Origin of the sequence: Mycobacterium senriense (assembly GCF_019668465.1) — a bacterium.
GTDB classification, from domain to species: Bacteria; Actinomycetota; Actinomycetes; order Mycobacteriales; family Mycobacteriaceae; genus Mycobacterium; species Mycobacterium senriense.
The window spans coordinates 4,189,961-4,209,726 of record NZ_AP024828.1; the positions used below are offsets into that span (position 1 = coordinate 4,189,961).

Consider the following 19,766-nt stretch of genomic DNA (forward strand, 5'->3'; position numbering starts at 1 on the left):
CGGCGCACTTCTGGAAGGTACCCAGCCGGCGTCGGCTTACACGGAATCGCCGTGAGCGCCGGGGCCGTCGCCAACGGTACTGGGCCGCAAGCGCTGCACGATGGCAAGCCCTACTCAGATGCGCAGCACCGGGCTCAGCGCGGACAGCGGGATGCGCGCCTGCACCGTGCCGCCGTCCATGAACCACTGCGGCAGGCCCGGGGAGAAGTTGATCGGCTCGTCGTGGCCCACCGGATAGTCAGGCATGTAGATGATCAACTCGTCCGGCGTCACCGCCCACGCCTTGTACGCGCCCGAGTAGACCTTGTCCGGAGTCCACCGGTCGACGATAAATGGGTAGGTGCCCGGGTCGTGCGGCGGCGGCGCCTGGTTCAGTGCGGTTTCGATAAACGGCTGGGCCAGTGGGGGAATGGCGATCAGCGGATTCGACGTCGTCAGGTCCGCCAGCTGTACCCGCCTGCCGGCCGCCATGTCGAAGGTGAACGTCCGGTAGGCGTTGTTGGGTTTGGGTCCGTCGGCGTGATAGTCCTCGTGGAACACCGCGCTGAGCAGATTGCCGCGCCGAAAAACCTCGAAATTCTCTTCGCCGAAGCTGTCGGCGGCCATGCTGCCGTTGGCGCTTCGCCAGTTGTTGACCAGGGTGTGCAGGTAGTCCCGGATCACCGGGCCGGTGGTCGGATTGTCGACGAGGTCGTCGGGCACGGCGACCTTGATGTCGCGCACAGCGTTGCGTTCCGACGTCACCGAGGTGTGGCAGTACTGGCCGTCCCAGTCGCCGCCGAGCTCGCCGCAGAACGACGGCGCCGACGCGTGCGTGGTGGCGGTGCTGGGAATCGTTGCGGCCGCGGCCATTACGAGCGCCGCCGACAGTCTTTTGAGCATGAAAGATTCCGCTCGGGTCAGAGGAGTTGGACTTTGCTCGCCCGCCAGCGACCGTCGACCTTCTCCATGGTCATCTTGATCCTGCTTCGGTCGACGCGCGGGTCGGGTGCTGCCGTGTTGGTGACGGTCTGGTCGATGAAGAGCAGCACGACGACCCGGTCGGTGGATTCGGACTGAATGGCCGAATCGACCACCACGCCGTGCGCGGTCGCCTTGTTGTCGATCAGCAGCTGCCGGAGCTTGACGCTGGACTGGGTGTACATGTCCTTGAATTCGCCGGTTGCGCCGTCGAGCACCTGTTTGAAATTGTCGTCGACCTTGTTCGAGTCGATGCTCGTGAGCACCTGCGCGTAGCCGATGGCCGCCTGTTGCGCCTGTTCACCCGCCACCTTCAACTGATGGTCCTGCCACTGTCGCCAGCCGAGGAACCCCGAAACGGCAAGCGCGGCAATGAGTAACGCCGGCAGCACGCTGCGCCGCAGGTAGTCTCGCCAGGGCCGCTTTGCGCGCTCGGTCTCCGGACGCTTGCGTTTGAGCAACGCACCGCCGTCTTCGTCGTCGCCCGGCTCGTCACCCTCATCAGCGGCCGCGACGTCGGCCGAATCCTCGAGCGCGTCGGCGGATTCGTCGGCGCGTTTCTCCTCGGCGTCTTCGCCTGCGACGTCCGGTGTTTCGGCACCCGATTCCACGTCGGTCTCGGCATCGGATTCCGTGACGGCTTTCGGGTTCTTCTTGGTAGTCACGACCACGATCATCTCCTAAAGGTCGATGGATTCAGCGCTCAGTGCGGTGGTTCGATCGGCAGCTGGGGACCGCCGTAGGGGGTGGGAATGGTGTAGCGGCCCCGCGGGGTCGGATCGGTTCGCTGACCGAGGTTCGCGCCCGGCGGTGGGCCTGCGGTGTCGTCGCCGCCCGGCCGCGGCGCGTTCTTGGCGCCGCGGATCGAGACCGCAGGGTCGTCGTCGCGACAGTAGGTGTACATGAACGGCTCGTAGTAGTCGGCCGCGGACGACGCGTGCGCCGGTGTCCCGTAGTCGCACACGTAGCGGGGGTAGAGGTCGGCCGTCGCCCAGACTCCGCCGTCGTGGAATGCGCTCGTCACCGCGTCCAGCACCGACCCGCGGTAGTCGGGGAACAGCGCGTTGAGCGCCGGGACCCGCAGATAGAACAGCTGCGACATGGTGGCCATGCTGCCCAGCAGCTGCACCATGGTGTCGGAGTTGTCCGCGAATAGATTGTCGATGGCCGAAAGGGTGCGCGGCGTCTGCTGAGTCAACCGGCGGTAGCCGGCCTGCATCCTGGCCACGCCGGTCAGCGTCTGGTTGAGTTCGGTTGCGGTAGCGGCTAATCCGCTGTTCTTGTCGCTGGCCAGGGTGAGAACGACGCGGCTGGTCTTGATGATGCTGGTGGTCTGGGGCAGCACCGAATCGAGCGTCGAAAGTAGGAATGTGCCGCCGTCGACGATGGCTGTCAGCTTCGCCGGACCCTCCTTGCTCAGGCTCAACTCCTTCTTGATCAACTCGATCTTCTGCGGGTCCACCTGGGCCAGCATCCCGTCGGCGTCGCCGAGCAACTGTGCCAGGCTGACCGGGACGGTGGTGTGGTCCAGGGCGATCAGGCTGCCGTCATGCAGATACGGGCCGGTGTCGGACGCGGCTTCGAAGTTGATGTATTGCTCACCGGCCGGCGACAGCGCCGACACGTGCACGACGCTGTTGGCCGGGATCCGCACTTTCGACGTGATGCTGGCGACGGCGTTCACCCCGGTGTCGGTGATCTGTAGCGACTCGACTCGGCCGATGCGCACTCCGCGCAGCGCGACGTCCTGATTGGGCAGCAGGCCACCGGATTCCGCCAATTGCACGGTAACCCGGTAGGACGAGGCGAAGGGTTTCACCCGCAACGCGCCGGCGAGCAGATAGGCGGTCGCCACGACCAGGATGAGCACCAGGCCGGCCACCGACAGCCAGACCTGTTGCCGATGGCCCGTGCGCACCGCGCGGACAACGACATCGGCGAAGTTGGCGACGGCGCGCATCATGGCTGCGGTCCTGGCGGTGGCGACGCCCCGGGTGCCGGTGCCGGCGGGGGCCCGGGAGCGACGTCGATCTGGCCCGGAATGTTGGGGTCCGGGATGACGGGAACCTGTGGCGAGTTCGGCCCCCGGCCGACGATGCGTTCCTGCAGCCGCCACAGCGTGTACTTCAGGGTGCCGACGAGCAGGTTCACGTTGTAGTGGTGCGGTCCGTGCAGGCCGATGTCACCGGCGAACCCGATATCGGGGAGCGACCCCAGCATGATCTTGTCCACGCCCACGTTCACCGAAATCGAGTTCCCGGCAGTGGATTTGACCAGGGCGGGGATCAGCCGGTTGATCGACAGCCAGCTGGTATCGGGGCTCATGGCAACGTCGTTGGCGGCGCCGGCGATCGTGTTCAGGTCGCGGACCATGCTACGGCCGCTGGTGTCGGTCCCGCCGATCGACGGGAACCTGGCGAGCAACCGGGAGATATCACCCACCTGTACGGCCAGGTTGGACAGTTGACTGGTGTTGTCGGCCAGGGTCGAAGTGGCGGGGCTGGCGGCCGCCATGAGGTCGCCGATGGTCTGGTTCTTGGCGTCGAGTTGATCGGCCAGGCGCGACAATTGGGTCAACGCGCGCGAGATCTGATCGGACCGGGCATCCAGAGTCCCGAGCAGCTCGTTGGACTTGCGGATCATATCTCCGAACGCCTGGCCCTGGTCGCCGGTCGCCTTACCGAAACCGTTGATGATGTTGGTGAAATTGCGAACCGCCCCGCCGTTCATCAAAATCGCCGCCGAGCTCAGCACCGACTCGACGGTCGCGGCGGCCGCGGTCGAATCCAGGCCGATGGTGTCGCCGTTGCGCAGCAGCGGCGTGTCCGCGGGATCGTCGGCGGGTGGCTTCAGCGCGACGAACACGTCGCCCAACGGTGTCGCGGTCCGCAATTCGGCGGTGCTGCCCCGCGGCAGTTGCACGCCGTCCCGGATGCGCAGCCGGGTGACCGCGGTGTAGTTGTGCGCGACCATCGATTCAAGCTGCCCGACGTCGGCGCCGGCGAGCTTGACCTTGGCGTTCATCGGCAGGTTCAGCGCGTTGGAGAACACAGCGTTGAGCGAATACCCGCCCGAGCCCAGCCCCGGGGCCGGAAGGGGCAGGCTGGCAAGGCCGTTCGTGGCGCATCCCGCGGTGACCATTGCCGCGGCCACCGCCGCCAGCATGCTGCGCGCGCCCGTCGTCATCATTTCTGCCCCATGGCGGCCAACCCGTCGAGCACATACGTCAAACCGAAATCGGGACCGAAGTCCTGGATGGTTCCCGTGCTGCAGCCCAGCTGCCGAAGGCCCATGAGATTGCAGATCTCTTTGGTGTACTGACTGTCGAACAGCAACCGATCCGTGAGGAAGCGGGCCCGCACGCTGCCGTTCGCCCGGTCGATCATGTTGTAGGCGTTATCGGCCACCAGGGGAGCCAGGTCCAGCAGCTCGGCCAGGTCGCGCCGCTGGTCGGTCACCGTCTTCAGCGTGTCATTGCCGTGCAGGACGGCCTGTTTGACGTTGTCCCGGTTTTCGTCCAGCAGGTCGCCGGCCCGTTGGATCAGCTGGTCGAGTTTGTGTCCGGTGCTGCCGCTGCCGAGGTCCTCGTCGGCCATGACCTGGCTGACTTGGTGGATGGTGGAGGCGAATTCGCGCAGTTTCGTGTCATTGGCGGCCACCGCGTCGAACAGCGTACTGATGTTTCTGACGATCGTGGTGATCTGCTCGCGGGTGGCCGCGCCGCCGTCGCTGGACAGCCGCAGCGCCTTGGACAGCTCGCCGAGGGCGGCCTTGATATTTTCGCCGTTCCCATTGACCACCTCGGTCCCGCCGTTGAGCACGTCGGCGATCGGTCCTCCGCCGTGGCCGTCACCCTCCAGCGACTTGGTGACCTTGTCCAAAACGTTGAGCACGCTGCTGAATTCGACGGGTGTCTTGGTCCGGGGCAAGCCGATGGTGTCGTGGTTTTCCAGGATTGGTCCGCCGTGATAAGGCGGCGTGAGCTCGATCTGCCGGTCGGTGAGGATGGAGGTCGACACCGTGACGGCCTGCGCGGTGGCGGGCACTTTGACGTGACGGTCGATGGTGAACTCGACCTCGACGTAGCCGCCCTTGGCGTTGATCTTGGTGATCTTGCCCACCGGCATGCCCAGCACCGCCACCTCGTTGCCCTCGTAGAGGCCTGAGGCGCTGTCGAATTGGGCGGTCACCGTGATCGTGTCCTCATCGGAACTCAAGGACCACCACCCGATTCCGATCACGGCGGCGATGACCGCGATCGCGGCGACGATGGCCAGCGTCCTGGCGCCGCGCCCCGTCACTTGCAGTCCTTGAAGTACTGGATCATGCCGAACTGCTTGGCGCGGCCGCTGATTGCACACATCCACGAGTCGATAGCCGGGACGTTGGGGGCGTTGAAGTTGATCGCGTTGCCGTCACCGGTGAGGTTGGCGGCCTCGCGGAAGAAGATCGGGCTGGTCTGCAGCATGCTGTGCAGCAGGTCGTCGTGTTGGGACATCAGGCTGGTGAAGTCGCGCATGTCTTTGATCAGCGCGTCCAGGCCCGAGCGGTCGTTGACCACCACCTGGCTCATGGTGTCGACGAGGCTGGACAGGGATTGCATCATCGCGTGGAAAACGGCGCGCCGCGCAACGAATTGGCCCAGCAGGTCTTGCCCTTGGTCAACCAGAGCACCGACGCCGGCCTGCTGGCGCCGCAGCGTGTTCGTGACCTGCTCGGTGCTGCGGAGCAGCTGTCCCAGCTGGTCGCGCCGTACCGCGATGATCGAAGACAACGTGTTGATGTTCGTGATCGCCTGCGGCACAACCGCGGGCAGGCCCTCGAGCTGCTTGCCCAGCACCGCCAGCGACTGCGCGAACCTGTCGGAGTCGACCTGCTCGAAAGTGGTGGTGGCGTCCTGCAGCGCGGCCTGCAGGTCGTAGGGCACCGCGGTGTGCGCGAGGTCAAAGGTGTTGTTGGGCAGACGCGCCGGCCCGTTGGGTTCCAGCGCGAGGTAGCGCGAACCCAGGATGGTGGTGACCCTGATCTGCGCCCGGGAGTCCTTGCCCAGCTTGATGTCGTCGCGGACCTTCAAGCCCGCCTCGACGTGGTCGCCGACGAGTTTCATGCTGGTGACGTTGCCCACCGGGATGCCCGCGACCACGATCGGATTGCCGGCCCGCAGCGAGGCCGCCTGCAAAAACTCGGCGGTGTAATGCCGATAACCGGCGCCGATCGCGTGCACCAGCAGCATGACGCCGATCACCACCGCGACCACCGCGACGGCGATGAAGCCGAGCCAGGTCTTGTTGTAGCTTTCGAGCGGACGCTTCGTGATTCGCGAAAGCCGCTGCCGTACCCACGCGTCACCCATCGGCCGTGCTCCTGCAGCGCGGGGTGTGCCACGCCCGGTTGCCCGGGGTGGCGGCGTTGATGATGATCGGCACCACATCGTTGAGCCCGGGGAAGAACCCCATGAAGTTCACGTCGCAGACGTAGGCGTTGCCGTAGGCGCCCTGATTACCCACCCGGGCAAGGCCTTTCAGCAGCAGCGGAATGTTGTCGCCGAAGAAGGCCACCTGCGGTTCCACATCCATGATGTGTTTGGTGACACCGGGCTGACGATCGATGAATTCGCGCAGCGCCGGGTAGACGTCGATCGCAGAGGCCGACAGCCGGTTGGTAACCCGGGCCAGCGAACCCACCGAGGCCACCAGGTCCGGGCGGCGCCGATCGAGCTCACCGACGACGCTGCGGGTCTGCGTGATGACTTCGTCGAGATTGTCGTTCTGCTGGGCGAGGTTGCCGACCACCTTGTTGAGGTTGGTGATCACGGTGCCGAGGGCCTGATCGCGGCCCGCGAATGTCTCCGTGAGCGTGGAGGTTTGGCCGACGAGCGTGGTGAGCGACGACGTGTCACCCTGCAGCGACTGGATGATGCCCTTGGTGAGGTTGTCGGCGTCATGCGGGTTCAGCAGGCTGAACAGCGGTTCGTAGCCGTTGAGCAGCGTGGTCACGTCGAACGAGGGCTCGGTGCGTTCCAGCGGGATGGTGCTGCCCGGGGGGAGCAGCTGCGGACTGCCTTCCCTGCCCAGGGACAGCCCGAGGTAACGCTGCCCGACGATGTTCTGGTAGGTCACCGACGCGAGGGTGTTCCCGAACAGCCGCTGTTCGGATTGCACCACGAACGAGACCTTCGCCAGGTTCCCGTCGAGTTCCACCTTTTCGACCCGGCCCACGCGCACCCCGGCCATCCGAACGTCGTCGCCCTCGCGAAGCCCGTACACGTCGGTGAACACCGCCGAATACCTGGCGGTGTCGCCGGCCACGTCCCGCCGCAGGCTCACATACACCAGCCAGGTCAGCGTCAACGAGACGATCATGAACAGGGTCAGCGCGATGAGCGGGCCGCGAAATTTCATTTGGCCGCCCCGGGTGGATGAGCCAGTGACACCGTGGTGCCGCGGGCCACCGGGCCCAGCAGCAGATCGGTGGCGTCGGTGGCGGGCGCACCGGTGATGACGCCCAGCATGTTTCGTTCAAACTGGCTGCCAACGGGTCCCACGTTGCCCCCGAAAGCGGCCTGCGGAATCCACGGCGCCTTGGGTGCCACCGGCGCGACCCACGGCTCGTGCTCTTGTGGTGTCGCCGGCGCCCCGGGCGACGGGTTGTCGGGATTCGCGCTGCCGGGCACCGGCGGCGACGGCGTAATCCCCGGGGCCAGCGGGGGATTGGGATCGGTCAGATTGGGAGTGGGGTTGATCAGCGGGGGGCCCACCGCGACGAGGTTTCCATCCGGGCCGATCACCGTGCCGGGCGGCGGTGCCAGATCCTTGGGTGGCTGATAGTTCTGCGGCAGCAGCACCTCGGGCAGATCGGGGCGCACCGGAATCAGCGGTGCGGTAAAGCAACTGGGCCCTTTGAGCTCGCCGTAGTGCGGGCAGTCGGCGCGTGTGTAAGTGGAACTCGGCGTGAAGGTGAGCATCGCGCGCATGTTGCCGAGGTTGGTCCGGGGGTTCCACACCTGTTCCATGAACTGGTTGGCCAGGTTGTCCAGCTTGGCGACGGCGGGCACGAAGTTGTTCGACTTCTGCGCCAGGATGCCGAACACCGGGGTGAAATCAGTGGTGATCCGGATCAGTTGGTCGATGTGGTTGTCGAAGGATTGGCGCGTCGTGCCGACGGTGTAGTCGGCGCCCGACAGCAGCGAGGCCAACTGCCCGCGGGTCTCGGCGAAGGTCCGCATCGGCTCGACGGCCTGATGCAACGCATCGAGAAGGTCGGGCGCCGTCTGGGCGAGCCCGGTCGTCGCGTCCAGCAGTGCCGACACCGTCGAGGGGCCGGCATCGGTGCTGACGATCGAATTGAGTTGATCGAGAAGGTGATTCAGTTGCGCGCCGGCGTTCAGCAGGCTCACGCGGCGGTGGTCGGTGGCTGCACCCAGGGCGGCCAGGATTCCCACCGACCTGTCGTCGCGGCCACGTCCCGCCGCGGCGAGCAGGTCACGCAGCTTACTGACGGTCGTCTGGAACAGGACGGTCGGCAGCTGGTTGTCCTCCAGGATGTGGGCACCGTTGCGGATTTTCGCACCGGGGCCGTTGCCCACCAGTTGCACCGACGAGACGGCGAAGACGTTACTGGGCACCACGCGTGCGGTCACATTGGCCGGAATCGACTTGGCGTAGTCCTCTTTGAGATCGATATGGACATAGTTGGGCTTGCCGTGGGCCGCGGGCACGACACCGTTGACCAGGCCGACGAGCACGCCGTGATATTTGACATCGGACTTCTGCGGAAGGCCATCGCCCACGTTGACCAGGTCGGCCACTACCCGCACGTAAGCGTCCAGTCTCCCAGTCGATTTGACCAACATCGCGGTGGTGACCAGGGCGCTGACCACCACAACCGCAATGCCGATGCCGAACAGCTGCCGGTCCGACGGGCCGCGGCCGTCCAGCTCAAAGGAATTGGGCATCTTCCACCGACCTACCCGCCGAACCTCGCGCCGGAGTCGACGCCCCACAGCGCCATGGTGAGCAGCATGTTCACGATGATCACGACGGTGATGCTGGCCCGCATGCCGTGCCCCGCGGCAACGCCGACGCCCTCCGGGCCGCCGCTGGCGTAATACCCGTAGTAGCACTGGATCGTGGACGCGATCCACACGAAGATGACCGCCTTGATCAACGAATAGACGATGTCCTGGCCGGCCAACATCAGCGTGAAGTAGTGCAGGTAGGAGCCGGTCGAGCCGCCGCTACCGATGCCGACCACGACCTGCGTGCTCAGATACCCGATCGCCAGGCAGGCGGCATACAGCGGGACGATCGCGACCACCGACGCGATCAGCCGGGTGGTCACCAGGTACGGAATCGGGCGGATGGCAATCGATTCCATCGCGTCGATCTCCTCGGCGATGCGCATGGATCCCAGCTGGGCGGTGAAGCGGCAGCCGCCCTGCATGGCGAATGCGAGGGACGCCATCAGGGGAGCCAGCTCGCGGGTATTGACCAACGACGACACGAACCCGGTGGCGGGCCCCAGGCCGAGCAGGTCCAGGAAGTTGTAACCCTCGATGCCGACGAGGGCGCCGACGGTCATGCCGAGCACGACGGCCACGCCGGCGGTGCCCCCACCCACCACGATCGAACCGTTGCCCCAGGTGATGTTCGACAGCAGCCGCAGGAACTCGGCGCTGTACTGGCGCAAGGCGAGTGGCACGGCGACCAGCGCCCGGACGAAGAAGACGAGCAGGTGGCCGAGCCGGACGATCGGCGCTGTGCCGCGGCGGTAGAGACGGACGAGCGGCACCGAAATCGGTGCGAAAGGCTGATAAGCCGAGGCCGTCACGTCAGAGCCCCGTCCTGGGCGACAACATGATGTAGAGCTGGCTGATGGCGACGTTGACGATCATCAACAGCAGGATCGCCTCGACCACAGCGGCATTCACCGAGTTCGCGACGCCGGTCGGTCCGCCCTTGGTGGACAAGCCTTTCTGGCTCGACACGATCGCCACAATGGCGCCGAACACGATCGCCTTGATCAGCGCCAAGATCATGTCACCGGTGGTCGCGAACGACGCGAACGTCGACACGAAGCTGCCCGGCGCCCCGTTCTGGAAGTACACGTTGAACATGTAGCTCGCGAAGAACCCGGCGAAGCACACGACGCCGGTGAGTGCCACGCCGATCATCACCGCGGCGGCGAAGCGGGGGACGACCAGGCGGCGGATCACCGAGACGCCCATCACCTCCATCGCGTCAGTCTCTTCGCGCATCGTCCGCGAACCCAGGTCGGCGGTGATGGCCGACCCGACCGCCGAGGCCATGAGGACCGCGGCCACCAGCGAGGCCCCCTGCCGGATGACCGCGAGCCCGCTGGCCGCCCCGGCCAGCGACGTGGCGCCGACCTGGCCGGCCAGCAACGCGAACTGGATGGACAGGGTGACGCTGATCGGCAGCGACACCAGGATCGTCGGCAGCACGGCGGTGCCGGCCATGAATGCGCCCTGCCGGACGAACTCCTGCCACTGGAATCGCCCGGTCACCAGGTCGTAGAAGAAGTATTGAACGGTTCGCACAACCAGCACGAACTGTTCACCTACCGTCGTCAGCGAGGCGACCGGGTGACGTTTGACGTACCCGACGGACCAGTTCCGGATGGCGGTGACGCCATCAAGCTCCGCCGTCGTCATAGCGGCATGACCTGCGGTCCATCTAGCAAACCGGTGGAACAGGTCATCGCGTACCAGCTACCGCTTTCATCGGCCCTCATCCCACCCCTAAATCCTGAGTGCCGAGCGAAGGGCCTTGGGCAGCCGTTGGACCCTATCCTTATTAAAATAGTGTCAACAAGCACCAAGGCTCCGCAGCTCATCGGTGTGTGCTGCATCACAATAGCTTACTTGATAGGGACTTTCAATAGTGTAGAGTCACTCATCTGAGTTCGTCGCTGGACGGCGCCGTGGGGTTCTAATGTCGGATTGACGAAGGTGATGGCATGCCCTCAGCAAACATATCGTTGCGGGACCGACGCCGTGCTGAGCTGCTTTCCCTGATCCAACGGACCGCCCATCAGCTCTTCGCCGAACGGGGCTTCGAGGCGGTGACGACTGAGGACATCGCAGCGGCCGCCGGGATCTCCATCAGCACGTATTTCCGGTATGCGCCCACCAAGGAGGGCCTGCTGGTCGATCCCGTCCGGGAGGCCGCCGCCGAGATCGTCGGTTCGTACAGCGCCAGGCCGCCACACGAGTCGCCGGTCGAGGCGCTGATCCAGCTGTTCGTCACGCGCGCCAGCGATGCCAGCGACGTTGACAACCTCGACACCTGGCGTCAAGCGGTCGCGACCGCGCCCCACTTGTTGAGCAAATCCGTATTGGTCAGCGAAACCGATCACGGCACGCTGATCGAGCAGGTCGCCCACCGGATGAATGTCGATGCGGCGGTTGATATTCGGCCCGCGCTGTTGGTCCACACCAGTTTGGCCACGGTGCAATTCGTGCTCGATGGATGGCTGACCTCGAACATCGACGAGCGCCCACCGTTTCATGTGCAGTTGGAGGAAGCGCTGCGCATCACGCTCGCCGGATTCGAAGGACGAAGCGGTTCAGAACCGGGCCGGGGCTAAACCGCCGTGACTTTGCTCGCCGCCGCGTGACACAATCGCTGGCCGTGAAGACCTTCGAGGATCTGTTCGCCGAACTGGGCGAGCGTGCCCGTACCCGGCCGGCCGGCAGCGCGACGGTCGCCGCGCTGGACGGCGGCGTCCACGGGCTGGGCAAGAAGATCCTCGAGGAAGCCGGCGAAGTGTGGCTGGCCGCCGAACACGAATCCGATGACGCGCTGGCCGGGGAGATCAGCCAGTTGCTCTACTGGACGCAGGTGTTGATGGTGGCGCGCGGGCTGACCCTCGACGACGTTTATCGGAAGCTATGACCATGCTGCGGGTTGCGGTTCCCAACAAGGGCACGCTGAGCGAGCCGGCCAGCGAAATCCTCGCCGAGGCGGGCTACCGGCGCCGCACCGATTCCAAGGACCTGACCGTCATCGACCCGGCCAACCAGGTCGAGTTCTTCTTCTTGCGGCCCAAAGACATTGCCATCTATGTGGGTTCGGGAGAACTGGACTTCGGCATCACCGGCCGGGACCTGGTGGGCGATTCCGACGCACCGGTGCGCGAACGGCTGGCGCTGGGATTCGGCTCGTCGAGCTTTCGCTACGCCGGCCCGGCCGGGCGCGACTGGAAGATCGCCGATCTGGCCGGCAAACGGATCGCGACCGCCTACCCCAATCTGGTCCGAAAAGACTTGTCCGGGCGCGGTATTGAGGCCACAGTCATCAGGCTCGACGGTGCGGTGGAGATCTCGATCCAGCTCGGCGTCGCCGACGCCATCGCCGACGTGGTGGGTTCCGGGCGCACCCTGAGCCTGCACAACCTCGTGGCCTTCGGCGAACCGCTGTGCGATTCGGAAGCGGTGCTGATCGAGAGCGACCACAGCAGTAAGTCCGGCACGCAGACGGCGCGCGATCAACTAGTGGCGCGGATCCAGGGTGTGGTCTTCGGCCAGCAGTATCTGATGCTCGACTACGACTGCCCCCGTTCGGTGCAGGATAAGGCCACGGCGATCACGCCGGGGCTGGAGTCGCCCACCATCGCGCCCTTGGCCGACCCGGACTGGGTGGCCATCCGCGCGCTGGTGCCGCGTCGGGGCGTCAACGAGATCATGGACGAGTTGGCCGCCATCGGCGCCAAGGCGATCCTGGCGTCCGACATCAGGTTTTGCCGGTTCTGATTGCGCACGCGGTGCAAAACCCGCGGCTGTGTTAGCGTCCGCCTCGGGGGACTGCCCTGGTTGGCGTGTGGGCCGTCCCCGCATTGGTCGCCGGCGTTCGTCTCCCAGGAGGGTCTTCCGTGACACACGCACTTCTTGTCTTGCTGGCTTTATTGATTGGTGTCGTGGCCGGGCTGCGCTCGCTGACGGCGCCCGCCGTCGTCGCCTGGGCCGCTTACCCCGCAGTCCTTGGCTGGATCGACCTGCACGGCACGTGGGCGGGCTGGATGGCCAGCATTATCACGGTGATCATCTTCACCGTTCTCGCTGTGGGCGAACTGATCAACGACAAGCTGCCCAAGACGCCGGCACGCACCGCGCCGCCGATCTTCGCGGCCCGGATCATCATGGGCGGGCTCGCGGGCGCGGCCCTTGGCGCGTGGCCGCACTGGACGTTCACCGCGCTGGGCGCCGGCGTCATCGGGGCGGTGCTGGGCACCCTCGGCGGCTACCACGCGCGCAAACGGCTGGTCGCCGCGACGGGCGGCAAGGACCTGCCGATCGCCTTGCTCGAGGACGCCGTCGCGATCGTGGGCGGGTTCGCCATCCTTGCGGCGACGGGTCACGTGCTGACCGAATACCTGCTGACGGCGGTTAAGTGACAGAGCATTTCGATGCGATCATCGTCGGCGCGGGGCAGGCCGGCCCGCCGCTGGCAGGCCGGCTGACCGCAGCCGGGCAGCGCGTCGCGGTGATCGAGCGCAAGCTGATCGGTGGCACCTGCGTCAACACCGGATGCATCCCGACCAAAACGATGGTGGCCTCCGCGCATGCAGCCCATCTGGCGCGCCGCGGCGCGGACTACGGCGTCGGGACCGGGCCGGTCAGCGTCGACATGGCGAAGGTCAAGTCCCGCAAGGACGAGATCATGCTCGGCAACCGCAAGGGCGTCGAGGATTGGCTCGAGGGAATGAACGGCTGCACCGTGTTTCGCGGTCACGCGGTCTTTCAGGATCCGCACACGCTGCGCGTCGGCGACGATGTGCTGCACGCCGACCGCATCTTTCTCAACGTCGGTGGGCGTGCGGTGGTGCCCGACATCCCGGGCCTGTCCGACGTCGAGTTCCTCACCAACGTGTCGATTCTCGAACTTCACACGGTGCCAACGCATCTCATCATCGTCGGGGGCGGCTACATCGCGCTGGAGTTCGCGCAGATGTACCGGCGGTTCGGGGCCCGGGTGACCATCGTCGAACGGGAACCGCGACTGGCGTCGCGCGAAGACGAGGACGTCTCGGCAGCCGTCGAAGCAATCCTGCGAGCCGAAGGCATCGACGTCATCGTCGGTGCCGACGATGTGCGAATAGCCAAGACCGGCAATGGATTCGAGCTAACCCCTCGTGCGGGCGCCGCCCCCGTTGAGGGGAGCCACCTGTTGCTGGCGGTGGGTCGACGCCCCAACACCGACGACCTCGGTCTGCAAGCGGCCGGGGTGCAGACCGACGCGCGCGGCTACATCGTGGTCGACGACCAGCTCAAGACCAGCGTCGATCACATCTGGGCGATGGGCGACTGCAACGGCAAGGGCGCGTTCACCCACACCTCCTACAACGACTTCGAGATCGTCGCCGCCAATCTGCTGGACGACGACCCGCGCCGGGTGAGCGACCGGATCACCACCTACGCGCTCTACATCGATCCGCCGCTCGGGCGTGCCGGCATGACCGTCGATCAGGTCCGCGCGTCGGGCCGCAAGGCGTTGGTCGGCAAGCGGCCGATGACCCGAGTCGGCCGGGCGGTGGAAAAGGGTGAGACGCAGGGTTTCATGAAAGTCGTGGTGGACGCCGAAACCCAGCAGATCCTGGGGGCCGCCGTCTTCGGGGTCGGCGGCGACGAGGCCATCCACGGCATTCTGGACGTCATGTCGGCGAAAGCGCCCTACACCAGGCTGTCGCGGACCATGCACATCCATCCCACGGTCAGCGAGCTGATTCCTACGATGCTGCAGGAGCTTTCGCCGCTCGACTAGGCTGCCGGTTGGGTCGGAAGCGAAGCATCCTGTGCGCCAAGGGATTCCGGCCATCCCGGGTAGGCCGGCGGCGTTCCCCCGAACAGCGGGCAGTGCTGCTGGTGGGGACACCAGTCGCACAGCCGCGACTGGGTGGGACGGAAATCGCCGGTCTGCCCGGCGGATTGGATGGCCCGCCAGATCGCCATCAGCGTCTTCTCGAACCGCAGCAGCTCGTCGCGATCGGGTGTGTAGTCCAGCACCTGGCCGTCGGCCAGATAGATGAGCCGCAGCCGGGTGGGCTGCACGCCGCGCGAACGCAACAGTGCCACCGCGTAGAACTTCATCTGGAACATGGCCTTGAACTCGGCCAGGGCTCGCGCGGCCGGCGGGGCCTTGCCGGTCTTGTAGTCGACCACCCGAAGCTCGCCGGTGGCCGCGACGTCGATCCGGTCGATGAAGCCACGCAGCAGGGTGCCGTCGGCAAGCTCGACCTCCACCCGCTGCTCGCAACATTCCGGGTCGAACCGGGTGGGGTCCTCGAGCCGGTAATACCCGGCGAGCAACGCCTGCGCCTCGGCCAGCAGTTGCGTGCGCTGCGCCGGATCCATGTCGGCGGTCATCTCCGGCGTCGCGGCGATGATCTGGTCCCACGCGGGCTCCACCAGCGACATGGCGGTGTCGGGGCCGCGCTGCTCGGCGGGCAGGCCGTAAAGCTGTTGCAGGGCGGCATGGACCAGCGATCCGCGCAGCTGCGCGGCCGACGGCGCCTCGGGCAACCGGTCGATGGCGCGGAACCGGTACAGCAGCGGGCATTGCTTGAAGTCCGCGGCACGCGACGGCGACAGGGCCGGGCGGTACACCTGCCCTGCCGGGCGCTCCGCCGACTGGGGCGCCTCCGGCTGGACGATCATGTCGGCAGCCTAGGACTGGGCACCGACAACCCCCAAACACCTGCGGCGGCGAGTCGGCTGGCACGCTAGACCGCGTGTCCGTAACCGGCCCGTTCACTGAGGGCGAGCGCGTCCAGCTCACCGATGCCAAGGGCCGGCACTACACGGTTGTGCTCACCGCGGGCGCCGAGTTTCACACGCATCGCGGGGCGATTTCGCACGACGCGCTGATCGGGCTCGAGCAGGGCAGCGTGATCAAGTCCAGCAACAACGCCGTGTACCTGGCGATGCGGCCCCTGTTGATCGACTACGTCATGTCGATGCCGCGCGGGCCCCAGGTGATCTACCCGAAGGACGCCGCCCAGATCGTGCACGAGGGCGACATCTTCCCGGGCGCGCGTGTGCTGGAGGCCGGCGCGGGCTCCGGCGCGCTGACCTGCTCGCTGCTGCGGGCGGTCGGGCCAGAAGGCCGGGTGATCTCCTACGAACAGCGCGCCGACCACGCCGAGCACGCCGAACGCAACGTGTCGGTGTTTCACGGGGGCCAGGCACCTGACAACTGGCAACTGATCATCGGCGACGTCGCCGGCTCCGAGCTGCCGGACGGATCCTTCGACCGCGCCGTGCTCGACATGCTCGCGCCGTGGGAGGTGCTGGAATCGGTCGCGCGACTGCTGATCCCCGGTGGCGTGCTGATCATCTACGTGGCCACCGTCACGCAGCTGTCGCGCGCGGTCGAGGCCCTGCGGGCGCAGCAGTGCTGGACCGAGCCGCGGTCCTGGGAGACATTGCAGCGCGGATGGAACGTCGTCGGTCTCGCGGTACGGCCGCAGCATTCGATGCGTGGGCACACCGCCTTCCTGATCTTCACGCGACGGCTCGCACCCGGCGTCGTCGCGCCCGTGCCGTTGGGCCGCAAGCGGGAAGGCCGGGACGGCTAGCGGGTGGTCGCATCGGCTACCCGAGGTCCTCGCTGCGCACCAGGGAGCGTCGCACCGACAGCAGCTCGAACTCGGGATGCGCGGCCACCAGTCGCTCGGCGGCGTCCAGGACGTCGACGGCATGACCGCGGTCGCCGGACACCGTGGCGACGCCGATGCTGGCCCGCCGATAAAGCTCATGTGAACCCGTCTCAGCCGCCGACACGCTGAACTTGCGCTGCAACTCCGCGACGACGGGACGAATGACCGACCGCTTCTGTTTGAGTGACCGCACGTCGCCGAGCAACACGTCGAACTCGAGCCAGCCGATCCACATGCCGCGGGTCAACCCGGCGGGTTTTGCTGCTCGGGGGCGGGCTCCGGAGCGGGGGCAGGAGCAGGTTCCGGGGCCGGCGCGGGTGCGGGCGGCGGAGGCGCGGGCGGTGGCGGCGCGGGCGGTGGCGGCGGTGGCGCCGCGGGCGGGGGGCGCTGGTGCGGGGGCTGGGTTCGGCGGGTGGCGGCGCCGGGGGCGGCGCGGGTGGCGGCGGCGGGGGAGGCGCGGGAGCCCCCGAAGTCGGAGCCGCCGGCGACTTCCCCAGGGCCAGCAGCATTTCGGCGGTGTGCCGGGACAGCTGCCAACCACCCTGGAAGGGGGTGAACTCCATCGGGAAGGAGAAGTTGGCGTTGTTGACCTGGGCGGTATGCACAGCGATGGTGGTCTTCACGTTCGACGGGTTCTTGTCCGACCATGCGATGTCGTTCGCGTTGAACGTCATGGGCAGGTAGCCGTTGTCGCGCAAGGCGTTGGTGAACTTATCCAGGGTGGCCGCGCTCTCCGGCGTCGCGCCTTCCACCAGATTCACCTTGCTGGCGCCCGGAACGTTCGGGTCGGTGAGTCGGGCGAGCACGTCGGTGAGCGCTTCGGGTGGCGGCAGGGGAGCCGTGACCGGCGCAGCAACCTCGCTCGAGGAGGCCGGCGGCAGCGAAGAGGCGGCCGATGAATCACTCTTCAGGTGCGGCGACGAACACGCCGCGAGCCCAACTGCCGCCGCCGCGGTGGCGGCGCTCAGCGCTACTAACAGTGGCCGGTGCATCCAGTCGGTCGGCCGGCTAGGCGGCTCTGGCCGCTTCGCGAAGGAAGGCTGTCGCTAAGGTCGGGCCGATGGGTGCAACTGAAGTCACACCGGCGGCGGGGGCTGCGACGGCGACGCGGGTCGAGCCTGTGGCGAGGCTTTTTGCGGTCACGGCGGCCCTTTCGATCATCACGATTAGTGGCCGAGATTACCAGCGTGACGAAAATCTTAACTTTTCGTGGGTATTTGACTACGCACATCAATCGGCAATCGCCGGTAGCTTTGAAGTATCCGCCGCGCCAATTCGGTGTGGGAAAGGAGCGCAAGATGAATAGCTCAGAGCGTTCTGACGCATTCGGAACCCCCCACGAATCAGACATGTCCAGCGGCGACGAGGCCGAGTTGGAGCAACTACGCCGCGAGGCAGCGATGTTGCGTGAGCAGCTCGACCACGCGGCCGGCTCGCATGGCGGCGCCCGCTCCGCGCGCGATGTGCATCAGCTGGAAGCGCGCATCGACTCCCTTGCGTCGCGGAACTCCAAGTTGATGGAGACCCTCAAAGAGGCCCGCCAGCAACTGCTGGCGCTGCGTGAGGAAGTCGATCGGTTGGGGCAGCCGCCGAGCGGTTACGGCGTCCTGCTCGCCACCCACGAGGACGACACCGTCGACGTGTTCACCTCCGGTCGCAAGATGCGGCTGACCTGCTCGCCGAACATCGAAATCCCGTTGTTGCGCAAGGGTCAGACGGTCCGCCTCAACGAGGCCCTCACCGTCGTCGAGGCCGGTACGTACGAATCGGTCGGCGAGATTTCCACGTTGCGTGAACTGCTGGCCGACGGGCACCGCGCCCTCGTCGTCGGGCACGCCGACGAGGAGCGCATCGTCTGGCTGGCCGAGCCGCTGGTCGCCGAGAACCTGCCGGAAGGTCATCCCGACGCGCTCAACGACGACACTCGGCCGCGCAAGCTGCGGCCCGGCGACTCGTTGTTGGTCGACACCAAGGCCGGTTACGCCTTCGAGCGCATCCCCAAGGCCGAGGTCGAGGACCTGGTGCTGGAAGAGGTGCCCGACGTCAGCTACCTGGACATCGGTGGCCTCACTCGCCAGATCGAGCAGATCCGCGACGCCGTGGAGCTGCCGTTCCTGCACAAGGAGCTGTACCGCGAGTACGCGCTGCGTCCGCCCAAAGGTGTGCTGCTCTACGGCCCGCCCGGTTGCGGTAAGACGCTGATTGCTAAGGCCGTGGCCAACTCGTTGGCCAAGAAGATGGCCGAGGTGCGCGGCGACGACGCCCGCGAGGCCAAGTCCTACTTCTTGAACATCAAGGGGCCCGAACTTCTCAACAAGTTCGTCGGCGAGACCGAGCGGCACATCCGACTGATCTTCCAGAGGGCACGCGAGAAGGCGTCGGAAGGCACACCAGTGATCGTGTTCTTCGACGAGATGGACTCGATCTTCCGTACCCGTGGCACCGGGGTTTCCTCGGACGTCGAGACCACGGTGGTCCCGCAGCTGCTGTCCGAGATCGACGGCGTGGAGGGGCTGGAGAACGTCATCGTGATCGGCGCCTCCAACCGTGAGGACATGATCGACCCGGCGATCCTGCGGCCCGGGCGCCTCGACGTGAAGATCAAGATCGAGCGGCCGGATGCCGAAGCGGCGCAAGACATCTTCTCGAAGTACTTGGTCGAGACGCTGCCGGTGCACGCCGACGACCTGGCCGAGTTCGGCGGCGACCGCGCGCTGTGCATCAAGACGATGATCGAAAAGGTCGTAGACCGGATGTACTCCGAGATCGACGACAACCGGTTCCTGGAGGTCACCTACGCGAACGGTGACAAGGAAGTCATGTACTTCAAGGACTTCAACTCCGGGGCGATGATCCAGAACGTCGTCGACCGCGCGAAGAAGAACGCGATCAAGTCAGTGCTGGAGACCGGTCAGCCCGGTCTGCGCATCCAGCATCTGCTGGACTCGATCGTCGACGAGTTCGCCGAGAACGAGGACCTGCCCAACACCACCAACCCCGATGACTGGGCGCGGATTTCGGGCAAGAAGGGCGAGCGGATCGTCTACATCCGCACCCTGGTCACCGGCAAGAGCTCGAGCGCGTCGCGGGCAATCGACACCGAATCCAACCTGGGTCAGTACCTGTAGGGC

At 66.3% G+C, this 19,766-nt stretch carries 20 protein-coding genes and 1 pseudogene; 8 read left to right on the top strand and 13 right to left on the bottom strand.

The genetic code is table 11. The annotated features are described in order from the left end of the window. Positions 1–114 precede the first annotated feature (114 nt). From MTY59_RS19690 to MTY59_RS19735, 10 genes are read right to left on the bottom strand one after another with little or no spacing between them, the layout of a single operon-like run. On the bottom strand, positions 115–882 hold the full coding sequence (locus MTY59_RS19690; protein ID WP_221042630.1) for a mannan-binding family protein: 768 nt from the start codon (positions 880–882) through the stop codon (positions 115–117). 17 nt (positions 883–899) lie between these two features. Beyond that, positions 900–1,637, bottom strand: a complete 738-nt coding sequence (locus MTY59_RS19695) for a DUF3329 domain-containing protein (protein ID WP_221042631.1) — start codon at positions 1,635–1,637, stop codon at positions 900–902. 26 nt (positions 1,638–1,663) lie between these two features. After that, on the bottom strand, positions 1,664–2,923 hold the full coding sequence (locus MTY59_RS19700; protein WP_221042632.1) for an MlaD family protein: 1,260 nt from the start codon (positions 2,921–2,923) through the stop codon (positions 1,664–1,666). After that, complete coding sequence (locus tag MTY59_RS19705) at positions 2,920–4,149, bottom strand: MlaD family protein (RefSeq protein ID WP_221042633.1); 1,230 nt, start codon at positions 4,147–4,149, stop codon at positions 2,920–2,922. Before MTY59_RS19705 ends, MTY59_RS19700 begins: the two co-directional genes overlap by 4 nt. Further along, positions 4,146–5,261 carry an MCE family protein gene (locus MTY59_RS19710; RefSeq protein WP_221042634.1) on the bottom strand — a complete coding sequence of 372 codons (1,116 nt, stop codon included), beginning with the start codon at positions 5,259–5,261 and terminating at the stop codon, positions 4,146–4,148. The genes MTY59_RS19705 and MTY59_RS19710 overlap by 4 nt, the downstream gene beginning before the upstream one ends. Further along, on the bottom strand, positions 5,258–6,313 hold the full coding sequence (locus MTY59_RS19715; protein ID WP_221042635.1) for an MCE family protein: 1,056 nt from the start codon (positions 6,311–6,313) through the stop codon (positions 5,258–5,260). Before MTY59_RS19715 ends, MTY59_RS19710 begins: the two co-directional genes overlap by 4 nt. After that, positions 6,306–7,361: an MlaD family protein gene (locus MTY59_RS19720; RefSeq protein ID WP_221042636.1), complete on the bottom strand. Its 1,056-nt coding sequence runs from the start codon at positions 7,359–7,361 to the stop codon at positions 6,306–6,308. The genes MTY59_RS19715 and MTY59_RS19720 overlap by 8 nt, the downstream gene beginning before the upstream one ends. Next, a complete protein-coding gene (locus MTY59_RS19725) occupies positions 7,358–8,914 on the bottom strand; it encodes an MlaD family protein (RefSeq protein ID WP_221042637.1) in 1,557 nt (518 codons plus the stop codon). The genes MTY59_RS19720 and MTY59_RS19725 overlap by 4 nt, the downstream gene beginning before the upstream one ends. Positions 8,915–8,925: 11 nt before the next feature. Continuing rightward, the gene (locus MTY59_RS19730) at positions 8,926–9,789 is read right to left on the bottom strand and encodes an ABC transporter permease (protein ID WP_221042638.1); all 864 of its coding nucleotides are present in this window, start codon (positions 9,787–9,789) and stop codon (positions 8,926–8,928) included. A 1-nt stretch (position 9,790) separates the two neighbouring features. Then, positions 9,791–10,633: an MlaE family ABC transporter permease gene (locus MTY59_RS19735; RefSeq protein WP_221042639.1), complete on the bottom strand. Its 843-nt coding sequence runs from the start codon at positions 10,631–10,633 to the stop codon at positions 9,791–9,793. Between the two features lie 305 nt (positions 10,634–10,938). On the opposite strand from MTY59_RS19735, the gene MTY59_RS19740 reads away from it, so the two are divergent. The 5 genes from MTY59_RS19740 (at position 10,939) to MTY59_RS19760 (ending at position 14,741) form a co-directional block, all read left to right on the top strand. Next, positions 10,939–11,568, top strand: a complete 630-nt coding sequence (locus MTY59_RS19740; RefSeq protein WP_221042640.1) for a TetR family transcriptional regulator — start codon at positions 10,939–10,941, stop codon at positions 11,566–11,568. A 26-nt stretch (positions 11,569–11,594) separates the two neighbouring features. After that, positions 11,595–11,876: a phosphoribosyl-ATP diphosphatase gene (locus tag MTY59_RS19745; RefSeq protein ID WP_221042641.1), complete on the top strand. Its 282-nt coding sequence runs from the start codon at positions 11,595–11,597 to the stop codon at positions 11,874–11,876. Positions 11,877–11,878: 2 nt separating this feature from the next. Then, the gene (gene hisG, locus MTY59_RS19750; RefSeq protein WP_221042642.1) at positions 11,879–12,733 is read left to right on the top strand and encodes an ATP phosphoribosyltransferase; all 855 of its coding nucleotides are present in this window, start codon (positions 11,879–11,881) and stop codon (positions 12,731–12,733) included. A gap of 119 nt (positions 12,734–12,852) precedes the next feature. Continuing rightward, positions 12,853–13,374 (top strand): DUF4126 domain-containing protein, encoded by a 522-nt coding sequence (locus tag MTY59_RS19755; RefSeq protein ID WP_221042643.1) that lies wholly within the window; start codon positions 12,853–12,855, stop codon positions 13,372–13,374. Continuing rightward, entirely contained in the window at positions 13,371–14,741 is a 1,371-nt protein-coding gene (locus MTY59_RS19760) for an FAD-containing oxidoreductase (RefSeq protein ID WP_221042644.1), read from the top strand. Before MTY59_RS19755 ends, MTY59_RS19760 begins: the two co-directional genes overlap by 4 nt. On the opposite strand, the gene MTY59_RS19765 is transcribed toward MTY59_RS19760, so the two are convergent. After that, positions 14,738–15,634: a RecB family exonuclease gene (locus tag MTY59_RS19765; protein WP_221042645.1), complete on the bottom strand. Its 897-nt coding sequence runs from the start codon at positions 15,632–15,634 to the stop codon at positions 14,738–14,740. The two genes, MTY59_RS19760 and MTY59_RS19765, sit on opposite strands and share 4 nt — an antisense overlap. 74 nt (positions 15,635–15,708) lie before the next feature. On the opposite strand from MTY59_RS19765, the gene trmI reads away from it, so the two are divergent. After that, on the top strand, positions 15,709–16,554 hold the full coding sequence (trmI, locus tag MTY59_RS19770; RefSeq protein WP_221042646.1) for a tRNA (adenine(58)-N(1))-methyltransferase TrmI: 846 nt from the start codon (positions 15,709–15,711) through the stop codon (positions 16,552–16,554). Between the two features lie 16 nt (positions 16,555–16,570). On the opposite strand, the gene MTY59_RS19775 is transcribed toward trmI, so the two are convergent. Beyond that, positions 16,571–16,870 (bottom strand): DUF503 domain-containing protein, encoded by a 300-nt coding sequence (locus MTY59_RS19775; protein ID WP_221042647.1) that lies wholly within the window; start codon positions 16,868–16,870, stop codon positions 16,571–16,573. Between the two features lie 163 nt (positions 16,871–17,033). Then, positions 17,034–17,627 (bottom strand): annotated as a pseudogene (lppK, locus tag MTY59_RS27445) (lipoprotein LppK); the annotation flags it as partial. Positions 17,628–17,695: 68 nt separating this feature from the next. Between lppK and MTY59_RS19785 the strand changes: the two are divergent. Next, entirely contained in the window at positions 17,696–17,941 is a 246-nt protein-coding gene (locus tag MTY59_RS19785) for a hypothetical protein (RefSeq protein WP_221042649.1), read from the top strand. Then, positions 17,934–19,763 (top strand): proteasome ATPase, encoded by a 1,830-nt coding sequence (gene arc / locus MTY59_RS19790; protein ID WP_221042650.1) that lies wholly within the window; start codon positions 17,934–17,936, stop codon positions 19,761–19,763. Before MTY59_RS19785 ends, arc begins: the two co-directional genes overlap by 8 nt. Positions 19,764–19,766 lie beyond the last annotated feature (3 nt).